The following is a 19,798-nucleotide window of genomic DNA, read 5'->3' as shown; positions in this document are numbered from 1 at the left end:
GTCTTCGGGAGGATTTCGCTGCTCGATTTACAGGCCGAACCGGGCGCGCTGCGGGAGGCAGCCGTGCGTTTTCTGACTGGTCTGGGGGCGGAACCTGCAGACCCTGAAGATATATATGCGCTGCTGGCGCCGGGGCGTCCTGTCTACACTCTGAAGCCGCCGGTGCCGCTCCTTCCGGAGATGCCGGCAATGGAAGCGGCTGCGGCGATCATCCGTTCCTGCCTCCGCGTTGCCCGGCAGAACGAGCCGGGCATTATTTCGGACCTGGATACGGAGTTTCTGCACGATTACCGTATTTCTCTGCGCCGGGTCCGCTCGGTGCTGAGCCTGTTCAAGGGGGTATTCGCGGCTGTCGAAACGCTGCGCCTCAAACGGGCCTTCTCCGGCCTGATGGCTGTCACCGGGCGGCTGCGCGACCTGGATGTCTGCCTGCTGGAGCGGCAAAGGTTTTATGCGCAGGTGCCGGATACTCTGCATCCAGGTCTGGATTCATTGTTTGCAGTCTCCGAGGGGGAGCGGAAACAGCAGCATCAGCGGCTGGCGCTGCATCTGGCTGGGGCCCGGTACAAATGGCAGATTGCGGCGCTGCAGGCGGAGTTTGCCGAAGGTGCGGTGCTGGGGGCAGGGGCCAAGGCAGAACAGCCAGCGCTGGACTTTGCCAAAGCGCTGATCTGGAAACGTTACAGTAAGGTTTGCCGCCTGGCCGCAGCTATCACCCCGGAAACGCCGGATGATCAAGTTCATGCCCTGCGCAGCAGCTGCAAGAAACTGCGCTATCTGATGGAGCTGTTTGCGCCGCTGTTTGATAATGCGGAGCTGAAAACGGTGCTGAAACCCCTGAAAAAACTGCAGAACACTCTGGGCCGTTTCAATGACTGTTCGGTCCAGCAGGCGGCGCTGCTGGATTTCGCTGCCAGCCCGGCGGCGACCCGGAGCATCGCGCTGAGCGCGGGCGCCCTGATTGGAGCTCTGCACCAGAACCAGCTGGCGGCGCGCGCCGTGGTCGAGGCGAAAGCCGAGGCTTTTAATAGCCCGGAAACGCAAGCGCGCATCCGCACCTTGTTTCACGGCTGAAGCCGCAGCCTATCCCCGGCGCAGCAGGTAGATATCCATGATCCAGCCGTGTTCGGCCCGCGCTTTTGCCCGGGTCTCCATGATCTGGCTGGAGACTTCGGCAAGCGGGCCGGACACGGATATCTGGTTTTCCATCCCGGCATAGGCTGTCCAGAAGATTTCCACGCCCTCAGGCGCAATGGACTGAAAGGAGCATTCGCCGTCCAGCATGATCACCAGCGTTTCCGCGCTGTCCGGCCAGCCGTTTTCCCGCAATTGCCGCCCGGTGGTGATGGTGAAGGGCGCACCGATCTCATTCACCGGGATCGCATGTGCTGCCGTAAGCGCCTGGATGGAGGTGATGCCGGGGATCACCGTCAGCTTGATGTCCGCCAGTTTCTGCAGCCTTTCGGCAATCCGCATGGTGCTGTCGTAAAGCGACGGATCGCCCCAGACCAGAAACCCGGCCTTGCCGCCTTCCGGCAGGCCGGCGCTTAAATTTTGCCACCATATTTCGGCGATAGCGTCGTGCCAGTCGTCCACCCGCTTGCGGTAGCTCTTAATGGCCTCGTCACGGACGGGCAGCGAAAATTCAACAATCCTTGGGCCATTGCCTTCAATCACCCGGTTGCAGATCTCGCGCCGCAGGCCTGCCAGGTCGTCCTTGCCCGAGCCCTTGTTTGGAATAAGGATCAGGTCCTGCGCGTTCAAAGCGCCGATTGCCTGCAGCGTCATGTGCTGCGGGTTGCCGGTGCCGATACCGATCAGGGAAAGCTCAATCATGACAGTGTCTTCCTTGATGGCCGGCTCATGCGCCGGGCAGGTCCCGGTCCGCCAGCGGCCCGTACAGGATCAGCACCGGCGCCTTGGTTTCCATCGCGCGCAGCACTGATGGCAGCTCCCCCACATTGTGGCAGAACAGTTTCTGCTCCGGCGTGGAAACTCCCAGGGCGACCAAGGCGTGCGTATCTGCGGGCAGGCCCGCTTCCATCAGCTTCTCCGCCAGCGCGGCAAAAGTGCTCTTGCCCATATAGACCACGGTGGTCGCGTGCGGGTCGGCCAGCGCCGCCATGTTCAGGTCGTCGGGCAGACCGCCGGTCACGTCATGGCCGGTGATGAATTGCAGCCTGCGCGCAGTGAGCCGCCGGGTCAGCGGGATATTTGCTGCCGCTGCCGCCGCGGAGGCCGCGGTGACGCCGGGCACGATCTCAAACCCGATACCGGCCTCGCGCAGAGCGGTCATTTCTTCCTCCAGCCGCCCGAAGACGCCGGAATCGCCGGATTTCAGCCGCACAACCTTCAGGCCGCTCTGGGCGTAATCCACCAGCAGCTGGCTCACATGGTCCTGCTTGGGCGAGGGGCGGCCGGCCCGTTTGCCGACGCCCACCAGATCGGCGTCTGTGCGCGCATGGCTCAGGATTGGACCGGAGGATAGATCGTCGAACAGCACCGCATCCGCCGCTTCCAGCCGCTTCACCGCCTTGACGGTCAGCAATTCCGGGTCGCCGGGGCCGGAGGACACAAAGCTCACAAAACCGCTCATGCGCTTTCTCCGGTGATCAGGTGGAAGAAGGTGCCGGTCACATGGCCCTTGATGGAACCAGTCTCGGGCACCGGGCCGCCGTCTGCATCCTTGACATTGGCCAGGGGCGCGTCGGGTTCTTCCAGAATGGTGGAATAGTGGAACTCATGTCCGCGCAACGCCGTGCCCGCGCAAAAGCCGGGCATGCCTGCCTGCAGCACCGCGCGGCGGTAGCCCAGGTGGAACTTGCGCTTCTCGTAGGAGGTCACAAGACCGAGCAGGCCCAGCATCGCATGCCGGGTGCCTTCCTTGTCGATCAGCGCCTCGCCCAGGGCCATGTAGCCGCCGCATTCGCCGTGCACCGGTTTGGTTTCGGCATGTTTGCGCACGCCCGTGCGGAAGGTCTCCGCCGCGGCCAGCGTGCCGCCATGCAGTTCCGGATAGCCGCCGGGCAGCCAGACCAGATCGGCATCCGCCGCCGGGGCCTCATCCGCCAGCGGCGAGAACGGCAGGATTTCAGCGCCGGCCGCCCGCCAGCCGGTCAGCAGGTGCGGATAGGTAAAGGAAAACGCTGCATCCCGCGCCAGCGCAATGCGCTGGGCGGGCGGTGTGGGCAGGCTGGCAGGTGCAGGCGCCTGGCCGGCCATGGCGGCGGCCTTAATGGCCTCCAGATCCACATGCTCGCGCAGGAAGGATGCATAACCCGCGATGGCGGCCTCCAGATCCGGGTGCTCCACCGCTTGGATCAGGCCCAGGTGGCGCTCCGGCAGGGTCAGGTCGCCGCGGCGGGGCAGGGAGCCCAGCACCTTGATGCCTGCCTTCTCCATCCCCAGCCGGGTCAGCCGTTCATGCCGCGGGCTGGCGACGCGGTTCAGGATAACACCGGCAAAGGGCAGCTCCGGGTCGTAATTTTTGAACCCCAGCGCGGTGGCCGCCGCCGATTGTGCCTGGCCGCCCACATCTACCACCAGCACCACCGGCCAGCCCATCCGCTTGGCGGTCTCGGCGGAGGAGCCGAAGCCCGACTGGCCGCGGGTCGCAACGCCGTCATAGAGGCCCATGGAGCCTTCACCGACGCAGATTTCCGCACCCGCGGATTGGGCCGTGACCGCATCCAGCAGCCCGCCATCCATCGCCCAGGTGTCCAGGTTGAAGCTTGGGCGCTTGGCGGCTGCCAGGTGGAAGGCCGGGTCGATATAATCCGGCCCGCTCTTGTAGGGCTGCACGGTCAGCCCGTCCTCGGCCAGCGCCCGCAAAAGGCCCAGCATCACGGTGGTCTTGCCGGTGCCCGAGGAGGGCGCCGAAATCATCAGTCCGGGAGGGTTCAGGTTGGTCATGGCCTTAGTCGTCCCCGTGGTTCCAGCTCGACCACGGGCTGTCGGCGCTTTGCGGGCGGTAGCGGCGGTCGTAATCGGTGGAATAGAGGCAGCTTTCGTCAAAGCCCTCGCCCTTCAGGACCGGACCAACAAGGATCAGCGCGGTGCGGGAGATTTTCTCGTCCAGCGACTCTTTCAGTGTTTCCAGCGTGGCGCGGATGATCTGCTGATCCGGCCAGCTGGCACGGTAAACCACCGCGACCGGGCAATCCGCGCCGTAATGCGGTGTGAGGCTCTCGACCACATGGTCCAGATTGCCGATCGACAGGTGAATCGCCAGCGTGGTGCCGGTCCTGGCAAAGTTTTCCAGCGACTCGCCTGCAGGCATAGACGACGCGCGCCCCGGTGTGCGGGTCAGCACCACTGACTGGCCGAGGCCGGGCAGGGTCAGCTCGGTCCCCAGTGCGGCAGCGGCAGCAGCAAAGGAGGGCACACCCGGGGTGACGCTCACGGGGATGCCCTCAGCCTTCAGGCGGCGGATCTGCTCGCCCATGGCCGACCACACCGACAGGTCTCCGGAATGCAGCCGCGCCACGTCCTGGCCCGCCTCATGCGCCGCCTTGATCTCTGCCACGATGGCATCGAGGTCCATCGCCGCGGTGTTCACGATTTTCGCGTCCGCCGGACAATGGCTCAGGATTTCCTCCGGCACCAGGGAACCGGCATAGAGGCAGACCGGGCAGGACGCGATGATGTCGCGCCCGCGCAGGGTCAGAAGGTCGGCAGCGCCCGGTCCGGCGCCAATGAAGTGAACGGTCATGGCTCAAGTCTTTCTGCTATGGCCGCGGTGGCAAGCCCATCCGCGGTGACAACTCTGGGGGCGAGAAGGCGCGCCCTGGCGCCCGGTGCCCCTTTGCGCGCCCCGGCCAGCGCCGCGGCTTCCGCCAGCGAGCCGGTGCCGAACCGCGCCTTGATCCTTGGCGAGCAGCTGAGGGTCTGCTCGCCGGCAATTTCTGTTTCCTGCAATGCAATCACCGGCAGGCCGGCGGCCCGGGCGAACGCTTGCATCGCAGGCGTTTCGGCTTTCTCTGCGATGGAGGCGACGGCATCCACCCCTTCGCCGGTCAGCGCCAGCGCCGCCTGCAAATCCGCCGCCGTGGCAGAACTGCGGAATCCGATGCCCGCCACCTTCATCGCGTGACGCTCCACTGGATTACCGGCCGCGCCCGGCGCCAGTCGCGCATGGATCCCAAGGGGCCGGCCTCGGCAATCTCCGCTTTCAACAGATGCCCGCCGCGTCGGGCATGGGCCTGCATCAGCAGGGTCTCTGTCTCCAGCGTCACGCCATTGGCGACCAGCCGTGTGCCCCCGGGCAGGATATCCCACAGGCGGTCCAGCAGCTCTTGCGATCCGCCGCCGCCGATGAAGACGCAATCGGGCAGGGGCTGGCCCTCCAGCACGTGCGGAGCCTTGCCCGGAACCGCTGTCATCCGGTGATCCAGCCCGAAGGCCGCCGCGTTGGCGCGGATGTTTTCCAGCCGGCTCTCGCGCGGCTCAAAGGTGATCGCCCGCGCGCCGCGGGCCGCCAGGCACCACTCGGCCGAGACCGAGCCGGAGCCGCCGCCGATGTCCCAAAGGAGTTCCCCCGCGCGCGGTGCCAAGGCCGACAAGGTCAGCGCCCGGATCGGTCGCTTGGTGATCTGCCCGTCGCTGGCAAAGAGATCATCCGCCAGGCCAGACGCCTGCGGCAGCCCGTTGCTGCCTGCGGCCTCGACCGCCACGGCAACAGGCGCCTGAATGTCCTTCAGATCAAACCCTTGCGCCGGCGCAGAACGCACTTTCTGACGCGGCCCGCCCAGGCACTCCATCACTGTCAATTGCGAGGCGCCGAAGCCCTCAGCGGTCAGCCACTCCGCCAGCTCCGCCGGCGCAGCCCCGTCCCGCATGGTGCAGATCACACGCGTCCCGGCCCCGAGCAGAGGGCGCACCCGCGCATAGGGGGCCGCGTGCAAGCCGAGGCACAGAACCTCCTCCAGCTTCCAGGCCAGATGGTTGGCCGCCAGCGCAAATGTGGACGGAACCGGGTAAGAGACCCACTCGCCATCCTCCAGATGCCGCGCCAGCGAGCCGCCGGCGCCATGCCAGAACGGATCGCCCGAGGCCAGAACGGCGACCTTGCGCCCGCGCGCCGCCAGCACCGGCCCGATGGAGAACGGCACCGGCCAGGGCTGGCCCTTGGCCGCTGCACCCGCCAGCTCCAGATGCCGCGGGCCGCCGATTACGACCTCGGCCTCCGCTAGCGCCTTCCGGCTTGCATCGCTTAAGGAATCCAGTCCATTTTCGCCCAGACCGATTATCGTAAGCCACGGATCAGACATGACACGCATCCTTCTCCTGGGCGGCACCACCGAAGCCTCGACGCTCGCCAAGGCCCTGGCCGAGGCGGGCAGGGATGCGGTGTTCTCCTACGCGGGCCGCACCGCCAAGCCCGTCAGCCAGCCGCTGCCCACCCGCGTTGGCGGCTTTGGCGCCGTGGAGGGGCTTGCGGAATATCTGAAGACCGAAAGCATCACCCATGTGGTTGACGCAACCCACCCCTTCGCGGCACAGATGAGCACCAACGCGGTGCACGCCTGCGAAGCGGCGGGTGTGCCCCTCTGCGCCTTTGAACGCCCGGCCTGGCAGGCGGGGGAGGGCGACCAATGGGTTCACGCGGACAGCATCGAGGCGGCCGTAGACGCTCTGCCCGACGCCTCCGCGCGGGTGTTCCTGGCGATCGGCAAGCAGAACCTTGCACAGTTCGCCGCCAAGCCTCATCACCACTACCTGCTGCGGCTGGTAGACGCGCCGGAGGCGGACTTGCCGCTGCCGCACACTACGGTCGAGATCGCCCGCGGGCCTTTTGACGTCGCGGGCGACACCGCGCTGATGCAGCGCCATGGCATCACACATGTGGTGGCCAAAAACGCAGGCGGCGCGGGCGCCGCGGCCAAACTCACTGCCGCACGTGAGCTGAGCCTGCCGGTCATCATGATCGGCAGACCCGAGGTGCCCGAGCGCCCCGTCATGGGCAGCGTGGCAGAGGTTATGGCCTGGCTGTCCCATCCCCCGGCTTAGCCCTCGGCTGCGTAGCGCGGGGTGTAGACGTAGTTGCCGACCCGCCGGGTGTCGCGGTTGCCGACAATCACCACAGTGCGCATGTCGGCCATCTCGGGCGTGGCCTCCTTCAGCGGCACCGTTAGCAGCTCCTGCCCGGGCTTGGTCACGTCGCGGGCAAAGGTGATCAGCGTGTCCTGGCCGCAGGCCTCGCGCAGGATGTCCAGCGCGCGGGCAAACTGATGCGGCCGCGACTTGGAGCGCGGGTTGTAGAACGCCATTGCCAGCCCGGCCTCGCCGACCAGCTGCAGGCGCTTTTCGATCAGGCTCCAGGGCTTCAGGTTGTCGCTGAGGTTGATGGCCGCGAAATCATGCCCCAGCGGCGCGCCGATGGCGGCAGCAGCGGCCAGCATCGCGGTGATGCCGGGCAGCACCTTGATGTCCAGATCCAGCCAGTCCGGGTGGCTATCCGCGTTGTTCTCCAGCGCCTCGAACACGGCGGAGGCCATGGCGAACACCCCCGGATCACCGGAGGAGACCACGACCACGCGTTTGCCCTCGGCGGCCATCTCCAGCGCATGGGTGGCGCGGTCGACCTCGACCCGGTTGTCGGTGGCGTGCAGGGTCAGCCCCTCGCGCGGCGCGATGCGCTTCACATAGGGGATGTAACCAACGATGTCCGTGGCCTCATCAATGGCGTTACGCACTTCCTGGGTCACCAGCGCCTCGTTGCCCGGGCCAAGCCCCGCGATCACCACCCAGCCGTTTTGCGATAGTTTCATGGCCGGCGCCCCTGTCCGTGAACCAAAACGATGGAGAAGTAAGGCACCTCGCCGTCGATCTCCGAGAGCTTCTGCACGGTCTGGCCCGGCATGGTGCCGCGCTCGACCAGCCAGGCGTCATCCGCGCGGCCCGCACGTTCCAGCGCGCGGCGCAGCTTGGGCAGGTTGCGGCCGATCTTCATCACCACCAGCGCGTCGGTCTCGGCGGCGCGTTTGGCCAGCTCATCCTCGCTAAGGGTGGCCATCGCCACGGTCAGCACATCGTCCCCCCAGGTAATCGGCTGGCCGGAGGCGGTCCAGCAGCCGGACATGCCGGTGATGCCGGGCACGATCTCCTGCTCGGCGCGGCCCTTTAGGCGGGTGTAGAGATGCATGTAGGAGCCATAGAGAAACGGATCGCCCTCGCACAGCACCACCACGTCTTCGTCCTGCGCGATCTCGGCGAGCGTATCGGCCCAGCGGTCATAGAACTCTGCCAGCACCCGGTTGTATTCGGGGTCCGAGAAATGGATCTCGGTCGTCACCGGATATTCCATCGCGTGCTCGGTGACGCCCTCTGCCAGCATGCCCTCGACAATGGCGCGGGCCTGGCCCTGGCGGCCGGCCTTGCGGAAATAGGCGATGTGGCGCGCGGAGGAGATCAGCCGGTGCGAGCGGACGCTCATCAGGTCGGGATCCCCGGGGCCAAGCCCTGCGCAGATGACTGTGCCCATCGGTTACTCTTTCCAGCTCGCCAGCGCATTGACCGCGGCGACGGTGATGGCGGAGCCGCCCAGGCGGCCCTTCACGATCATCGACGGAACCGGCAGGTCTTCCATCAGCGCCTCCTTTGATTCCATCGCGCCGACAAAGCCCACCGGGCAGCCGATGATGGCAGCGGGGCGGGGGCAGGACGGGTCCTTCAGCATGTTCAGCAGGTGGAACAGCGCAGTGGGGGCGTTGCCGATCGCCACAACCGCACCCTCCAGTTTCGGGCGCCACAGCTCCAGCGCGGCGGCAGAGCGGGTGTTGGACATTTCCTTGGCCAGCTCCGGCACCTTCGGGTCGCGCAGAGTGCAGATCACCTCATTGTCCGCGGGCAGGCGCGGGCGGGTGATGCCCTCGGAAACCATATAGGCGTCGCAGAGGATCGGCGCGCCGTTCGCCAAGGCTGCGCGGGCGGTTTCGGCCATGCCCTCGGAGAAGCGCACGTGCTCTTCCAGCCCCACCATGCCGGCGGCGTGGATCATGCGCACGACAACGCTTTCCTCGTCCTTGTTGAAGCGGGCCAGATCGGCTTCGCGGCGGATGGTGGCAAAGCTTTCGGCGTAGATCGCGGCGCCGTCGGTTTCATAGGTGTGGAGCATGTCAGCTGCCCTCTCTCAGAAGTTCGGGAGCGGCGCGCAAAGCGTCGGCGCTCAGGCGGGTCTTTAGCGGCTGATCCGCGGCAGTGCCATTGCGGATCAGGGAAAATTCATTCTGGCCGGTGGCGGTCAGGGTCAGCGGTGCGGTGCGGGGGCAAGCGCAGCCCTTGGTGCAGCCGGAAACATGCAGGCGGGTCCCGGCGGGGATAAAGGGGGCCAATTCCCGCGCCAGACTGCGGGTGGAGGAAAGCGCCTGCAGGCAGCCGGGGGCGCCGGTGCAAGCGACCACTTGCAGGCGCGGATCCGTTGCATCCAGGATCAGGCCGGGCAGGGGCGGGAGATCCTTTGGGCCTTCCACCAGCAGCATCCGCCAGGGGGTGAGGCGGATCTCGCCGTGGTCCGCCAGCTGCGCGAGCGTTGCGGCGGGCATCTGGCCGAACTCCAATGCTGCAAGCCTCCCTGCGGAGACAATGCCCGGTTTTGCGGTGAAGCTGGCGATTGCCCTTGGAGCCGTGTGGCCTGCGGGCAGCGCGATGCCCTTGGCTAAATGCAGCTTCATCCGGCCGCGGCCATCGGTGACACCGCCGGTCTCAACGAACCAGCGGGCTAGGGACAGGGCCTCTTCTGCCGCGGATTCACGTGTGACGGCCTTGCCGGTTTCCGCCCCGTCGGCACGCAGGACCAGCTGGCCGCCTGCGCGTTCGATGCGGATGTCCGCAGCAGTGTCCTGCAGCACCGGCGTCTCGCCGCAGTCCACGGCAAAGCCGAACTTCCCGGGCAGTGAAAGGTCCGTTGCGGCCGTCAGAGCGGCGCTGAGCTCTGAGGCAATGGCGCGGGTGTCGCCGCCTTCCTGCCAGAACGGGGCAAGGATGACATTGCGGCGGGCTTCGGCGCGTGGGTCGGGGTCGATCAGTCCGAGACCGCGCAGGCCTGCGATCAGTTCTTCGTGCGCTTCTTCGCGGATGCCGCGCATCTGCAGGTTGGCGCGGGCGGAGATGTCGAGGAGACCGTTGCCGTACTCTTGCGAAAGCCTTGCCACTCCGCGCGCTTGGGCAACAGACAGTCTGCCCAGCGGCGCGCGCACCCTCACCACCAGCCCGTCGCCGGACATCATCGGGCGCAGGGCGCCAGGGCACCAGCCATAGACCTTGGGGGCGGCGGCGGCACTCATGCTGCGCCCTCCAGCTCGGCCATGATCGAGTTGCGCCGCGTGCTCCAAAGGCCTGCGTCGAACAGGGCGCGGAAACGGTCGCGCATGGCCTGCAGGGCGGCAGGGTTTTCGCGCTCCATGAAGTCTACCAGATCGCTGCGGCCCAGAGTCGCCTCGAAGTAGAGATCGAACAGGTGCGGCTGAACCACCTGCGCCAGATGCGCGAAGGCGGCCATGTGGTCGAGCGTGGCGGCGATTTCCGCCGCGCCGCGGAAGCCGTGGTTCATCATCGAGGTGGCCCAGTCCGGGTTGGCGGCGCGGGCGCGGGTGACGCGGGCGATTTCCTCGCCCAGGGAGCGTGCCTGCGGCTTGTCGGGCCGTGTGGCGTCCATGTGGTAGAGCGCAGGTGTTGCTTGGCCGATGCGCGCCATAGCGGCGGCGAAACCCGCCTCATGCGCCGCGTAGTCGGAGGCAACCAGCAGATCGGTTTCCGGCAGGTCCTGCAGGTGCACAAAACTGTCTGCGCCCTGCAAGCGGGTTTCCAGCGCCTCGCGGGCGTCGTGGATGGTGCCCTTCGCGTCGATCGCGTGGGAAGAGGCGTTGAGCCAGGCTTCGCCCGCTGCCTGCCGTGCATCGTCGGTGTAGTCGTCCAGATGCGGATTCATCGAGAGGCCGTACTGGCCCGGCTTGGGGCCGAAGACGCGGGGGGTCTCTGTCAGATAGGGGTTGTCTGCCTGGGTTTCCTCGCGCTGGGCAAGGGCTGCGGCGGCAGTTTCGAACATTTGGGCGAGACCGGGGAAGACATCGCGGAACAGGCCGGAGACCCGCAGGGTCACGTCGATGCGCGGGCGGTTCAGCATCGACAGCGGCAGTACCTCGAACCCGGAGACGCGCTCGGAGCCTTCGTCCCATTTCGGTGCCAGCCCTGCCAGATGCAGCGCCATGGCAAATTCCTCGCCCGCGGTGCGCATGGTGGCGGAGCCCCAGAGGTCGATCACCAGCCCCTTGGGCCAGTCGCCGTGGTCCTGCAGGTGGCGGCGCAGCAGCTCTTCCGCCAGTTTGACCCCTTGCGCATGCGCCGCCCGCGACGGAACCGCCCGCGGGTCAGTGGTAAAGAGGTTGCGCCCGGTGGGGATCACATCGGCGCGGCCGCGGAAGGGCGAGCCGGAGGGGCCGGGGGTGACGATCTTGCCGTCCAGCGCGGCGATCAGCCCGGCGCGTTCTTCCGCGCCGCATTGGCCAGCGCCGAAAATGTGCAGCCCCTCGCCGTACTGGCTTTCCTTGATGTCGCAGACAAAGGCGTCGATGCGGGTGATGGCCTCGGCGGGGGAGGTGTCTGGGGTGAGGCCGAGGTCGGCCTCCACGCCGGTTCCCTGCGCCTCTGCCCGGATGTCGCCGATCAGCCGGTCTCGGCGGGCCGGGTCGAGGCCATCGGCGGTGGAATATTCGTCCAGCAGGCTTTCGAGCCGCGCCATGCCCTCGGGCAGGTGGGTCTGGGCGAGCGGCGGCGGCAGGTGGCCGAGGGTGACGGCACCGATGCGGCGCTTGGCCTGTGCGGCCTCGCCCGGGTCGTTGACGATGAAGGGATAGGCCACCGGCAGCGGGCCGGTCAGCACCTCGGGCCAGCAGGCGCCGGAAAGCGCCACCGCCTTGCCCGGCAACCATTCCAGCGTACCATGGGCGCCGATGTGGACGATCGCGTCTGTTTGCGCGCGCAGCCACAAATAAAACGCCACATAGGCGTGGCGCGGGGTGCGGTCCAGGTCGTGGTAGTCATCGACGCGGGTTTTCACTTCGCCGCGCTCGGGCTGCAGTGCGATGAGGGCTGTGCCTGCGCGCAGGGCCTTGAAATGAAAGGCGCCATCGCGGCAGTCTATGTCCTGTTCCGGGGCGCCCCAAGCCTCGGCCAGAGTGTCCTGCAGGTCTTGCGGCAGGGTGGCAAGAGCCTTGCGGTAGTCGTCCAGCGGAACGCTCAGCGTCTCATCCATCAGCCGCAGGCCGGTGTTTTCCGTCGCTTCGACGGCGTAGCCTTGGGCGGAGAGTTCGCGCAGGATTTCGTCGCAGGAGGCGAGGGCGTCCAAACCAACGGCGTGAGCAAGATTGTGGTCGCGGCCGGGGTAAGTGGACAGGATCAGGGCAAGTCGTTTGTCTGCATTCGGCAGTCTGGCGAGGCGCTGCCAGCCCTCGATGCGGTCAACGGCGGCCTTGATGCGGTCCGCGTCGGCGCGGTGGGCGAAACGGGAGTACTGCAGGTCCGGGTTTTTCTTGCCCGGGGACTTGAAGCTGACAACGCCGGCGAAAATGCGGCCGTCGACCTCGGGCAGGACGACGTGCATGGCGAGGTCGGCAGGCGACAGTCCGCGGCCGGCCTCGGCCCAGTCCTTCCTGCGCACGGTGGAGAGGGCGACTTGGAACACGGGGCAACCGGTCGTGCTGAGCGGCGAGGCGCTGCCGTCAGTGCCTTGCGCCGAAAAGGCGGTGGCGTTGATGATCGCGGCAGGGTTCAGAACGGGGAGCTTCTGGCGCAGCCAGTCGGCGGCGGTGGGGGCCTTGAGGCTGGCGGCAAAGGCGCCATAGGCGGCGTAGCCGCGGGCGCGCAGTTCCGCGATCAGTGCATCCACCGGGGCGGTGTCGGCGGCGGTGAGGTAGGAGCGGTAGAAGCTCACCAGCACCAGCGGTTTGTCCTGCGGCGGCAGGTCGGCCAGCACGCCCTTGGCCGGGTCATAGAAGCCATGTTCGGGGGTGGTTTTGAGGCCGATCACCGGCCCGGCGTAGAGGCCGGCTGCGAGCGATAGCTGGGCCAGCGCGGCCTGAGCGGCAACGGCTCCGCCGGCATCGCACAGGGATTGCAGGCGGCGCAGGGTGGAGACGGGAAGGGTGGACAGCTCGTCGAGCCGCGCATCCTCGCGGCCGTCGGCGGGCAGGATTGCCAGCGCGATGCCCTTGCGGCGGGCAAGGTCCTGCAGGGTGGCAAGGCCGTAGGACCAGTAGCTTTCGCCGCCGATCAGGCGGACGAGGACGCCTTTGGCGCCCTCAAGTGTCTGTTCTGCGTAGACATCGACCGACAGGGGGTGCTTGAGCGCTACCAGATTGGCGAGGCGCAAGCTGGGCAGTTTGCCATCCGCCCGGTGCCAGCCCGCTGCGAAGGCCCCGAGATCACTGTCGGAAAACGACAGCACCACAAGGTCCGCAGGCGTCTGCCCGAGGTCCTGCGGGGTATCGGTCTCGTCAAGGCCGTGGCTTTCGCGGAAGACGACGTGCATGGGGTGGTCCCTGTCAGATTGTTCGCATAGGGCAGCGTCCGGCCCGGCGGGGTAAACGAGAAGCGCCCGCCCCGTGGGGGGGCGGGATGGGCGCTGCCCGGCCTTGCGGCCGGGCGGAACATCCCGGATTTCGCTTCTCTTCCATCATATCAGTTGCAGGCCCCCAGCTCGGCGCGGATGGCCTGTTCGTCGATGTCGTCATGCTCGGCGATGACCACCAGGGCGGTTTTGCGCGGCTGCGCGCCCCAGGGCTGGTCATACTGGGCGCGCAGGCGCTCGCCCACGGCCTGAACCAGCATCCGCATCGGCTTTCCCTCCACCGCGACATAGCCTTTGACGCGCAGGATATTGCGCTCGCGGGCGAGTTTCACGATGGCATTCTGCAGCGCTTCCGGGTCGGAGACTTCGCCCATTTCGACAACGATGCTTTCAAAATCGTCATGCTCGTGGTCATGGTGGCCGTCGTGGTGGCTGGGACGGGATTCCAGGTCGTCCTCGGCAGCGGCGCCAAGGCCTAGGATGATGCGCGGGTCGATGACGCCTTCGCTCATCGGCAGGATCGGCAGCTTGCGCGGCGCCTCGGCCTCGATCACAGCGCGGGCCTTCTCGACGCCTGCGTCGCCGGCCAGGTCGGCCTTGGACAGAAGCACGATGTCGGCGCAGGAGATCTGGTCCTCGAACACCTCGGACAGCGGGGTTTCGTGGTCGATGCTGTCATCCGCTTCGCGCTGGGCCTGCACGGCGTCCAGATCGGGGGCAAACTGGCCCTTGGCGACAGCCTCGGCATCGGCCAAAGCGATCACGCCGTCGACGGTGATGCGTGAACGGATCGCGGGCCAGTCAAAGGCTTTCAGCAAAGGCTTCGGCAGCGCCAGGCCGGAGGTTTCGATCACGATGTGATCGGGTTTTTCCGGCAGGTTCATCAGCTGCTCGATAGTGGGGATGAAGTCATCGGCCACGGTGCAGCAGATGCAGCCGTTGGCCAGCTCCATGATGTTTTCCGCGGGGCAGTTCTCATCGGCGCAGGATTTCAGGATGTCGCCGTCCACACCGGCGGTGCCGAATTCGTTCACCACCACGGCCAGGCGCTTGCCTTGCGGGTTCTGCATCAGGTGCCGGATCAGGGTGGTTTTGCCCGCACCGAGGAAGCCGGTGATGACGGTGACGGGGATCTTGTTGAGGTCGCTCATGATTACTCCTCGGAGAAGAACTTGGCCGGCGGGATGCGGGCAACGGATTGCTTGCGGAAGGTCTGCGGGCGCTCGCGCCAGGGCACGACGCCGTCAGCGGTGGCGGCATAGGCTGCGGCGCCTTCCAGGATTTCCGGAACGTGCTGGTCCGGATCAAGGTCGCCATAAACATAGGTCCAGCGCTCTGCGCCGCCGACCAGGGCCACGGCACAGCCGCGCTTGCAGGACGACAGGCATTCGACACCGCGCAGGCGGACGCCTTCCGGCATGCCGGCCTCTTCCAGAGCGGCGTGCAGGACCGCGCCGGGGCGGGCAGCCTCGGGGTCGGCGCCCTCGCGGCGGCAGGTGAGGCATACGGTCAGCGTGACCGGTCCCGGGGTGCTGGCGGTCTTGCCTGCCAAATCGTCAACCATCGGCGCGTCTCCTGTCGCGGCAGGCGTGCGGGAAGGCCGAAAGGGGGCTGCAGAGTGCCTGCCCCTCAACCGGTCGCGGAACACCCCGCCCGCCCGTTGAATTCATCATCGCTGGCAGGTCTCCCGGCTTGCGGATGCCAAGGCACTCAGGCCTTGCCGGCCATCCTGCCTTCCCGGGCTCTCTCCCAGTGGCATGGCGGCCTCATCCGGTCACGGTCGCGGGGGCGGCTGTGCTTGAGACACCAATGAAACTCGGCGGCCTTCACATTCCCTCTTCGCCTGCAATTGCAGGAACCAGCGAAACCCCCTTGCGCTATCGCACCCTTCTTTGTCAAGACATGGGGTCAAACAGCTGGAGAGCCCCCATGAGCGAAAAGTCCGAAACCGGCATTTCAGAAGAAGAAGCCGCCCGCCATGCGTCCAAGATGGCCAAGAAGAAGGCGGCGCGCGACCGGATGATGAAGACCAAGGAGGGCGAGAAGGGGCTGATCATCGTCCATACCGGGCCAGGCAAGGGCAAGTCCTCGTCGGGCTTCGGCATGATTATGCGCTGCATCGCCCATAAGATGCCCTGCGCTGTGGTGCAATTCATCAAGGGCGCCTGGCAGACCGGCGAACGGACGCTGATCGAGGAGAATTTCAGCGATCTGTGCCAGTTCTATGCGATGGGCGAGGGCTTTACCTGGGAGACGCAGGACAAGGCCCGCGACATTGCCGCCGCACAGAAGGGCTGGGAAAAGGCCAAAGAGATGATCCTGGATGAGCGCAATACCATGGTTCTGCTGGACGAGATCAACATCGCGCTGCGCTATGAGTATCTGGACCTGGAGGAGGTTCTGGAGTTCCTGGTGGAGAAAAAGCCGCCGATGACCCATGTGGTGCTGACCGGGCGCAACGCCAAGGAAGAACTGATCGAGATCGCCGATCTGGTGACAGAGATGGGGCAGATTAAGCATCCGTTCCGTGCCGGCGTGAAGGCGCAGAAGGGGGTCGAGTTTTAACAAGCTTACTTAGAAGGCCGGGCCACCCCGCGGGGCCGCGCGAATGCGCCTCCCCGCGGAGTGGCCCGCCCTTGTGCGCTAAGCTGCGAGCTGAGCTGCTTTTCCCTGGATATACGCATCCACGGCCCCGCGCTGGGCTTCATCCAGCCGCAACCCCAGCTTGGTGCGCCGCCACAGGTAGTCTTCGCCTGTGCGTACCCATTCGCGGGTAACCGCCCAGTCCAGTTCCTGCGCGGTGATCGTCGCGCCGAAGTCCTGACCCAGATCGGCGGTGGATTTTGCGTCGCCCAGGATTTCCCGGGCCTCAGTGCCATAGGCGCGGATCAGGCGGCGGGTCCAGTAGGGTGTGAGGAACGGATAGTCCGCTGCCAGCCTGCTGCGCAATGTCTCGGCATCCGTCACTGCAAAGTCGCCGCCGGGCAGGGCAACGCCTGCGGTCCAATCGCCGGGCAGCTTCGGGAACACCTCGCCGATCTTGGCCAGTGCCGCCTCTGCCAGTTTGCGGTAGGTGGTGATCTTGCCGCCGAACACGTTAAGCAGCGGCGCCTGTGCCTGATCCAGCGTCAGCACATATTCGCGCGTCGCGGCGGTGGCTGAGCTGGCACCGTCATCATAGAGCGGGCGCACGCCGGAGTAGGTCCAGACGATATCCTCGCGCTTGAGCGTTTGATTGAAATACCCGGACGCGAAATCAATCAGATAGTCCTGCTCAGCTGCGGTGCATTCAGGTGCGGTGTCCGGGTCCGGATGGTCAGCGTCTGTTGTGCCGATCAGGGTGAAGTCCTCCTCGTAAGGAATGGCGAAGATGATCCGCCCGTCCGTACCCTGAAAGAAATAGCAACGCCCATGGTCGAACATTTTCGGCACCACGATATGGCTGCCCCGCACCAAGCGGACATTCTCGCGGCTGTTCTGGCCCAGCTTCTGGTGAAGCACGTCGGCGACCCACGGCCCGCCGGCGTTGATCAGCATTCTGGCGCGGCGCTGATGGGTGCCGCCGGTGGCCTGGTCCTGCAGGGTGATCACCCAGTGGTCAGCATGGCGCTCGGCAGACAGCACCTTGGTCCGGGTCAGGATTTGAGCGCCGCGGGTCTCGGCGTCGCGGGCATTCAGGACCACCAGGCGGGCGTCCTCGATCCAACAGTCGGAATACTCAAAGGCGGTTCTGAACTTGTCCTTCAAGGGCCTGCCAGCCGGGTCAGCAGCCAGGTCCAGCTTCGCTGTTCCGGGCAGGATGCCGCGCTTGCCAAGGCTGTCATACAGGAACAGGCCAAGCCGGATCAGCCAGGCGGGGCGGCGGCCCTTCATCCAGGGCATCACCGTCGTCAGCAGTTTCGACGTTGGGGTCTCGCTGTCGAACCGCATGTCCTTGTGGAACGGCAGCACAAAGCGCATCGGCCAGGAGATATGCGGCATCGCCTTCAGCAGAACCTCGCGCTCGATCAGCGCCTCGCGGACCAGGCGGAACTCGAAGTATTCGAGGTAGCGCAGCCCGCCGTGGAACAGTTTGGTCGAGGCCGATGAGGTGGCGGAGGCGAGGTCGTTCATTTCCGCCAGTGCCACCGACAGCCCGCGGCCTGCCGCATCGCGGGCAATGCCGCAGCCGTTGATGCCGCCGCCGATGATGAACAGGTCCGTTACAGGCGTTTCAGTCATTTTCGCTGCTTTCGTTTTGTCCTGCGGTCAGGATGCGGGTGCCGGCCGCATGTGCGGCTTCGGCGAATTCGTCCGGAACAGGCCGGTCGGTGATCACTACGTCCAAGTCCGCAACGTCGCAGATCCGCACCGGGGCGGAGCGGTCGAATTTGCTGCCATCGCAGACCAGTACCTTTTGGCGTGCGTTTTTCAGGATTGCGCGGGCGACCGAAACCTCGCGGGCGTCGTGGTCCATAACCGCGCCGTCAGCGTCCAGGGCGGAGGCACCGATGACAGCAAAATCCACCTTGTAGCGGCCGAAGAAGTCCACCGCGTCTTCACCTACGATGGCACCGTCGCTCTGCCGCACGGTGCCGCCGGCCAGGATCAGTTCCTTGGCCTGTCCGCCCATCATCGTGTTGATAATGTTTATGTTGTTGGACATCACCGTCAGGCCGCTGTGGCCGGACAAAGCCCGAGCAACTTGTTCGGTGGAGGTGCCGATGTTGAGCGAGAGCGAACAGTTGTCCGGGATCAGCTCAGCTGCCAGGGCGGCCATCGCCAGCTTGTTCCCTGCGTTCAGCCTGCGCCGGTCTTCATAGCCTTGGCTGGCGGCGGAGCTGACCCGGACGGCGCCGCCGTGCACGCGGGAGAGTGCGCCGCGTGCCGACAGGTCGCGCAGGTCCGCGCGCACGGTTTGCAGGGATACGCCAAAACGGCGGGAGAGATCCTCGACCTCGACCCTGTCCTGCCGGTTCAGCAGAGTGATGATTTCGTTCTGACGGCGACTGGCATCCATTTGCTTTCCTTTCGCTGCGATTCTGTAGCGCATCGGGCGCAAAGAGTCATCAACCGTTTTCGTATTGGCTTCGTTGGCGTCCAAAGCGAAAAGGCGCGCCGTGGCGGGCGCGCCTTAAGAAGTGCCAGGCTGTTCGATTTCAGGCGAGCGGGATCAGGTGATTGTCCCAGGCCAGATTTGCGCGGTGCAGCAGATGCTGGGCGGTGTCCGAGACTGCTATAAACTGGCCGGTGCCGGTGCTGGCCATGAAACCGCCGGAGGAGGGGGCCAGCCCGCAGACGTCGCCCATCCTGTGTTCGTGCAGTAAGGCTCCGCTGACCGTGTCCAGCACCTGCAGAACCCCGCCGCGCGGCGAGGTGACGCCGATCCGGCTGCCGTCAGCAGAAAAGGCGATAGAGCCGCCGTATCCCTGCATGTTCAGCACCCGTGCATCGTCCCCAGCCATCAAGCGCGGTTCGCTGCCGGGGAGATGCAAACCGGCTGTGGGGACCAGTTCGCCCGTATCGCCCTGCCACTGCATGGCGAAACCAACGGTGCCGTCAGCGTGCACGGCAAGATGGCGGATCGAGTTCAGGCGAAGGTCCTGCGGCAGTTCCATCTGCTCCTGTATTTCGCCCTCAAGGCTCAGGTAGCTGAGGTTGGAACGCATGTCGGGCAGGTTCAGCTTGGCTCGGCCGCTGTCGGGGTGGGTCTCGATGCCGCCATTGGCGACTGCCAGCCCCGGCGCGTCGCGGCGCAGCAGCATGTCATGCGGGCCGAGGCCGCCAGAAGAGAAGGAGGCGATGCGGCAGTAGCCGTCTGCGGCATTCCAGACACCGATCATGCCGCGGGCGTTTTCATAGTCGTTTTCGGTGGTGAACAGGCGGCTGCCGTCCGGGGAAAACACCCCGTGGCCATAGAAATGACGGCCTGCAGGCGGTTCCAGCCGGGCAAGGGCGCCGCCGGTCCGGCAGTCTATCACATCGGCAAAGCGGCCCGGGCGGCGGGCGAAGGCGACCGCTTCGGGGCGGGAGGGATGCGCTGCGGCCGCGTGGCCGCGTCCGGGCAGGGGATGCCGGAACAGGATTTCACCGGTTCTTGAGAGGCCTGCTAGCAGGAAGGCACCGCTGGCGTCCTTGCCTGCTGACAGGAAGGCCGGACTGCCCGCGGCGGCCCAGCTTGCCTGCGGAGTGAGGGTGGATGCCATCAGGCCGGCAAGGAAACCGCGGCGGGAGGTCATGATCTGCGCCTTTCGC

General features: G+C 66.2%; 19 protein-coding genes and 1 riboswitch. Of the genes, 3 read left to right on the top strand and 16 right to left on the bottom strand.

The annotated features are described in order from the left end of the window. Window positions 1-63 precede the first annotated feature (63 nt). Window positions 64-1,074 carry a CHAD domain-containing protein gene (locus KUV26_RS07620; protein WP_222507902.1) on the top strand — a complete coding sequence of 337 codons (1,011 nt, stop codon included), beginning with the start codon at window positions 64-66 and terminating at the stop codon, window positions 1,072-1,074. Between the two features lie 9 nt (window positions 1,075-1,083). Here KUV26_RS07620 and cobF read toward each other — a convergent pair whose 3' ends face one another. Genes cobF through cbiE form a run of 6 tightly spaced genes read right to left on the bottom strand, consistent with a single transcriptional unit; the run spans window position 1,084 to window position 6,269 of the window. Beyond that, window positions 1,084-1,836 carry a precorrin-6A synthase (deacetylating) gene (gene cobF / locus KUV26_RS07615; RefSeq protein WP_222507901.1) on the bottom strand — a complete coding sequence of 251 codons (753 nt, stop codon included), beginning with the start codon at window positions 1,834-1,836 and terminating at the stop codon, window positions 1,084-1,086. 25 nt (window positions 1,837-1,861) lie between these two features. Further along, a complete protein-coding gene (gene cobA, locus KUV26_RS07610) occupies window positions 1,862-2,596 on the bottom strand; it encodes a uroporphyrinogen-III C-methyltransferase (protein ID WP_222507900.1) in 735 nt (244 codons plus the stop codon). Then, window positions 2,593-3,912 carry a cobyrinate a,c-diamide synthase gene (locus tag KUV26_RS07605; protein ID WP_222507899.1) on the bottom strand — a complete coding sequence of 440 codons (1,320 nt, stop codon included), beginning with the start codon at window positions 3,910-3,912 and terminating at the stop codon, window positions 2,593-2,595. Before KUV26_RS07605 ends, cobA begins: the two co-directional genes overlap by 4 nt. A gap of 4 nt (window positions 3,913-3,916) precedes the next feature. Then, a complete protein-coding gene (gene cobM, locus KUV26_RS07600; protein ID WP_222507898.1) occupies window positions 3,917-4,711 on the bottom strand; it encodes a precorrin-4 C(11)-methyltransferase in 795 nt (264 codons plus the stop codon). After that, on the bottom strand, window positions 4,708-5,085 hold the full coding sequence (locus KUV26_RS07595; RefSeq protein ID WP_222508011.1) for a cobalamin biosynthesis protein: 378 nt from the start codon (window positions 5,083-5,085) through the stop codon (window positions 4,708-4,710). Before KUV26_RS07595 ends, cobM begins: the two co-directional genes overlap by 4 nt. Continuing rightward, window positions 5,082-6,269 (bottom strand): precorrin-6y C5,15-methyltransferase (decarboxylating) subunit CbiE, encoded by a 1,188-nt coding sequence (cbiE, locus tag KUV26_RS07590; RefSeq protein ID WP_222507897.1) that lies wholly within the window; start codon window positions 6,267-6,269, stop codon window positions 5,082-5,084. The genes KUV26_RS07595 and cbiE overlap by 4 nt, the downstream gene beginning before the upstream one ends. On the opposite strand from cbiE, the gene KUV26_RS07585 reads away from it, so the two are divergent. Then, complete coding sequence (locus KUV26_RS07585) at window positions 6,268-7,008, top strand: cobalt-precorrin-6A reductase (protein ID WP_222507896.1); 741 nt, start codon at window positions 6,268-6,270, stop codon at window positions 7,006-7,008. The genes cbiE and KUV26_RS07585 overlap by 2 nt on opposite strands. Here KUV26_RS07585 and cobJ read toward each other — a convergent pair. The 7 genes from cobJ to KUV26_RS07550 form a co-directional block, all read right to left on the bottom strand. Then, on the bottom strand, window positions 7,005-7,769 hold the full coding sequence (gene cobJ / locus KUV26_RS07580) for a precorrin-3B C(17)-methyltransferase (RefSeq protein WP_222507895.1): 765 nt from the start codon (window positions 7,767-7,769) through the stop codon (window positions 7,005-7,007). The genes KUV26_RS07585 and cobJ overlap by 4 nt on opposite strands. Further along, complete coding sequence (locus tag KUV26_RS07575) at window positions 7,766-8,482, bottom strand: precorrin-2 C(20)-methyltransferase (protein ID WP_222507894.1); 717 nt, start codon at window positions 8,480-8,482, stop codon at window positions 7,766-7,768. The genes cobJ and KUV26_RS07575 overlap by 4 nt, the downstream gene beginning before the upstream one ends. Window positions 8,483-8,485: 3 nt before the next feature. After that, on the bottom strand, window positions 8,486-9,115 hold the full coding sequence (locus KUV26_RS07570; RefSeq protein ID WP_222503964.1) for a precorrin-8X methylmutase: 630 nt from the start codon (window positions 9,113-9,115) through the stop codon (window positions 8,486-8,488). A 1-nt stretch (window position 9,116) separates the two neighbouring features. Then, entirely contained in the window at window positions 9,117-10,283 is a 1,167-nt protein-coding gene (gene cobG, locus KUV26_RS07565) for a precorrin-3B synthase (RefSeq protein ID WP_222507893.1), read from the bottom strand. Then, complete coding sequence (gene cobN / locus KUV26_RS07560) at window positions 10,280-13,525, bottom strand: cobaltochelatase subunit CobN (protein ID WP_222507892.1); 3,246 nt, start codon at window positions 13,523-13,525, stop codon at window positions 10,280-10,282. Before cobN ends, cobG begins: the two co-directional genes overlap by 4 nt. A 149-nt stretch (window positions 13,526-13,674) precedes the next feature. Then, entirely contained in the window at window positions 13,675-14,715 is a 1,041-nt protein-coding gene (cobW, locus tag KUV26_RS07555) for a cobalamin biosynthesis protein CobW (RefSeq protein WP_222507891.1), read from the bottom strand. Window positions 14,716-14,717: 2 nt separating this feature from the next. Next, a complete protein-coding gene (locus KUV26_RS07550; protein ID WP_222507890.1) occupies window positions 14,718-15,128 on the bottom strand; it encodes a DUF1636 family protein in 411 nt (136 codons plus the stop codon). Between the two features lie 95 nt (window positions 15,129-15,223). Continuing rightward, a riboswitch (cobalamin riboswitch) is annotated at window positions 15,224-15,442 on the bottom strand. Between the two features lie 51 nt (window positions 15,443-15,493). Between KUV26_RS07550 and cobO the strand changes: the two genes are divergently transcribed. Further along, window positions 15,494-16,129: a cob(I)yrinic acid a,c-diamide adenosyltransferase gene (gene cobO / locus KUV26_RS07545; RefSeq protein WP_222503959.1), complete on the top strand. Its 636-nt coding sequence runs from the start codon at window positions 15,494-15,496 to the stop codon at window positions 16,127-16,129. Between the two features lie 78 nt (window positions 16,130-16,207). On the opposite strand, the gene glpD is transcribed toward cobO, so the two are convergent. From glpD to KUV26_RS07530, 3 genes are all read right to left on the bottom strand, one after another. Next, a complete protein-coding gene (glpD, locus tag KUV26_RS07540) occupies window positions 16,208-17,785 on the bottom strand; it encodes a glycerol-3-phosphate dehydrogenase (protein ID WP_222507889.1) in 1,578 nt (525 codons plus the stop codon). Next, entirely contained in the window at window positions 17,778-18,563 is a 786-nt protein-coding gene (locus KUV26_RS07535) for a DeoR/GlpR family DNA-binding transcription regulator (protein WP_222507888.1), read from the bottom strand. The genes glpD and KUV26_RS07535 overlap by 8 nt, the downstream gene beginning before the upstream one ends. 139 nt (window positions 18,564-18,702) lie before the next feature. Beyond that, the gene (locus KUV26_RS07530; protein ID WP_222508010.1) at window positions 18,703-19,782 is read right to left on the bottom strand and encodes a DUF1513 domain-containing protein; all 1,080 of its coding nucleotides are present in this window, start codon (window positions 19,780-19,782) and stop codon (window positions 18,703-18,705) included. Window positions 19,783-19,798 lie beyond the last annotated feature (16 nt).

The sequence above is a fragment of the Leisingera daeponensis genome, from assembly GCF_019801465.1.
GTDB lineage: Bacteria > Pseudomonadota > Alphaproteobacteria > Rhodobacterales > Rhodobacteraceae > Leisingera > Leisingera daeponensis_A.
The sequence above is the reverse complement of the archived record's forward strand: the minus strand, read 5'-3'. Positions and strand labels throughout refer to the sequence as shown.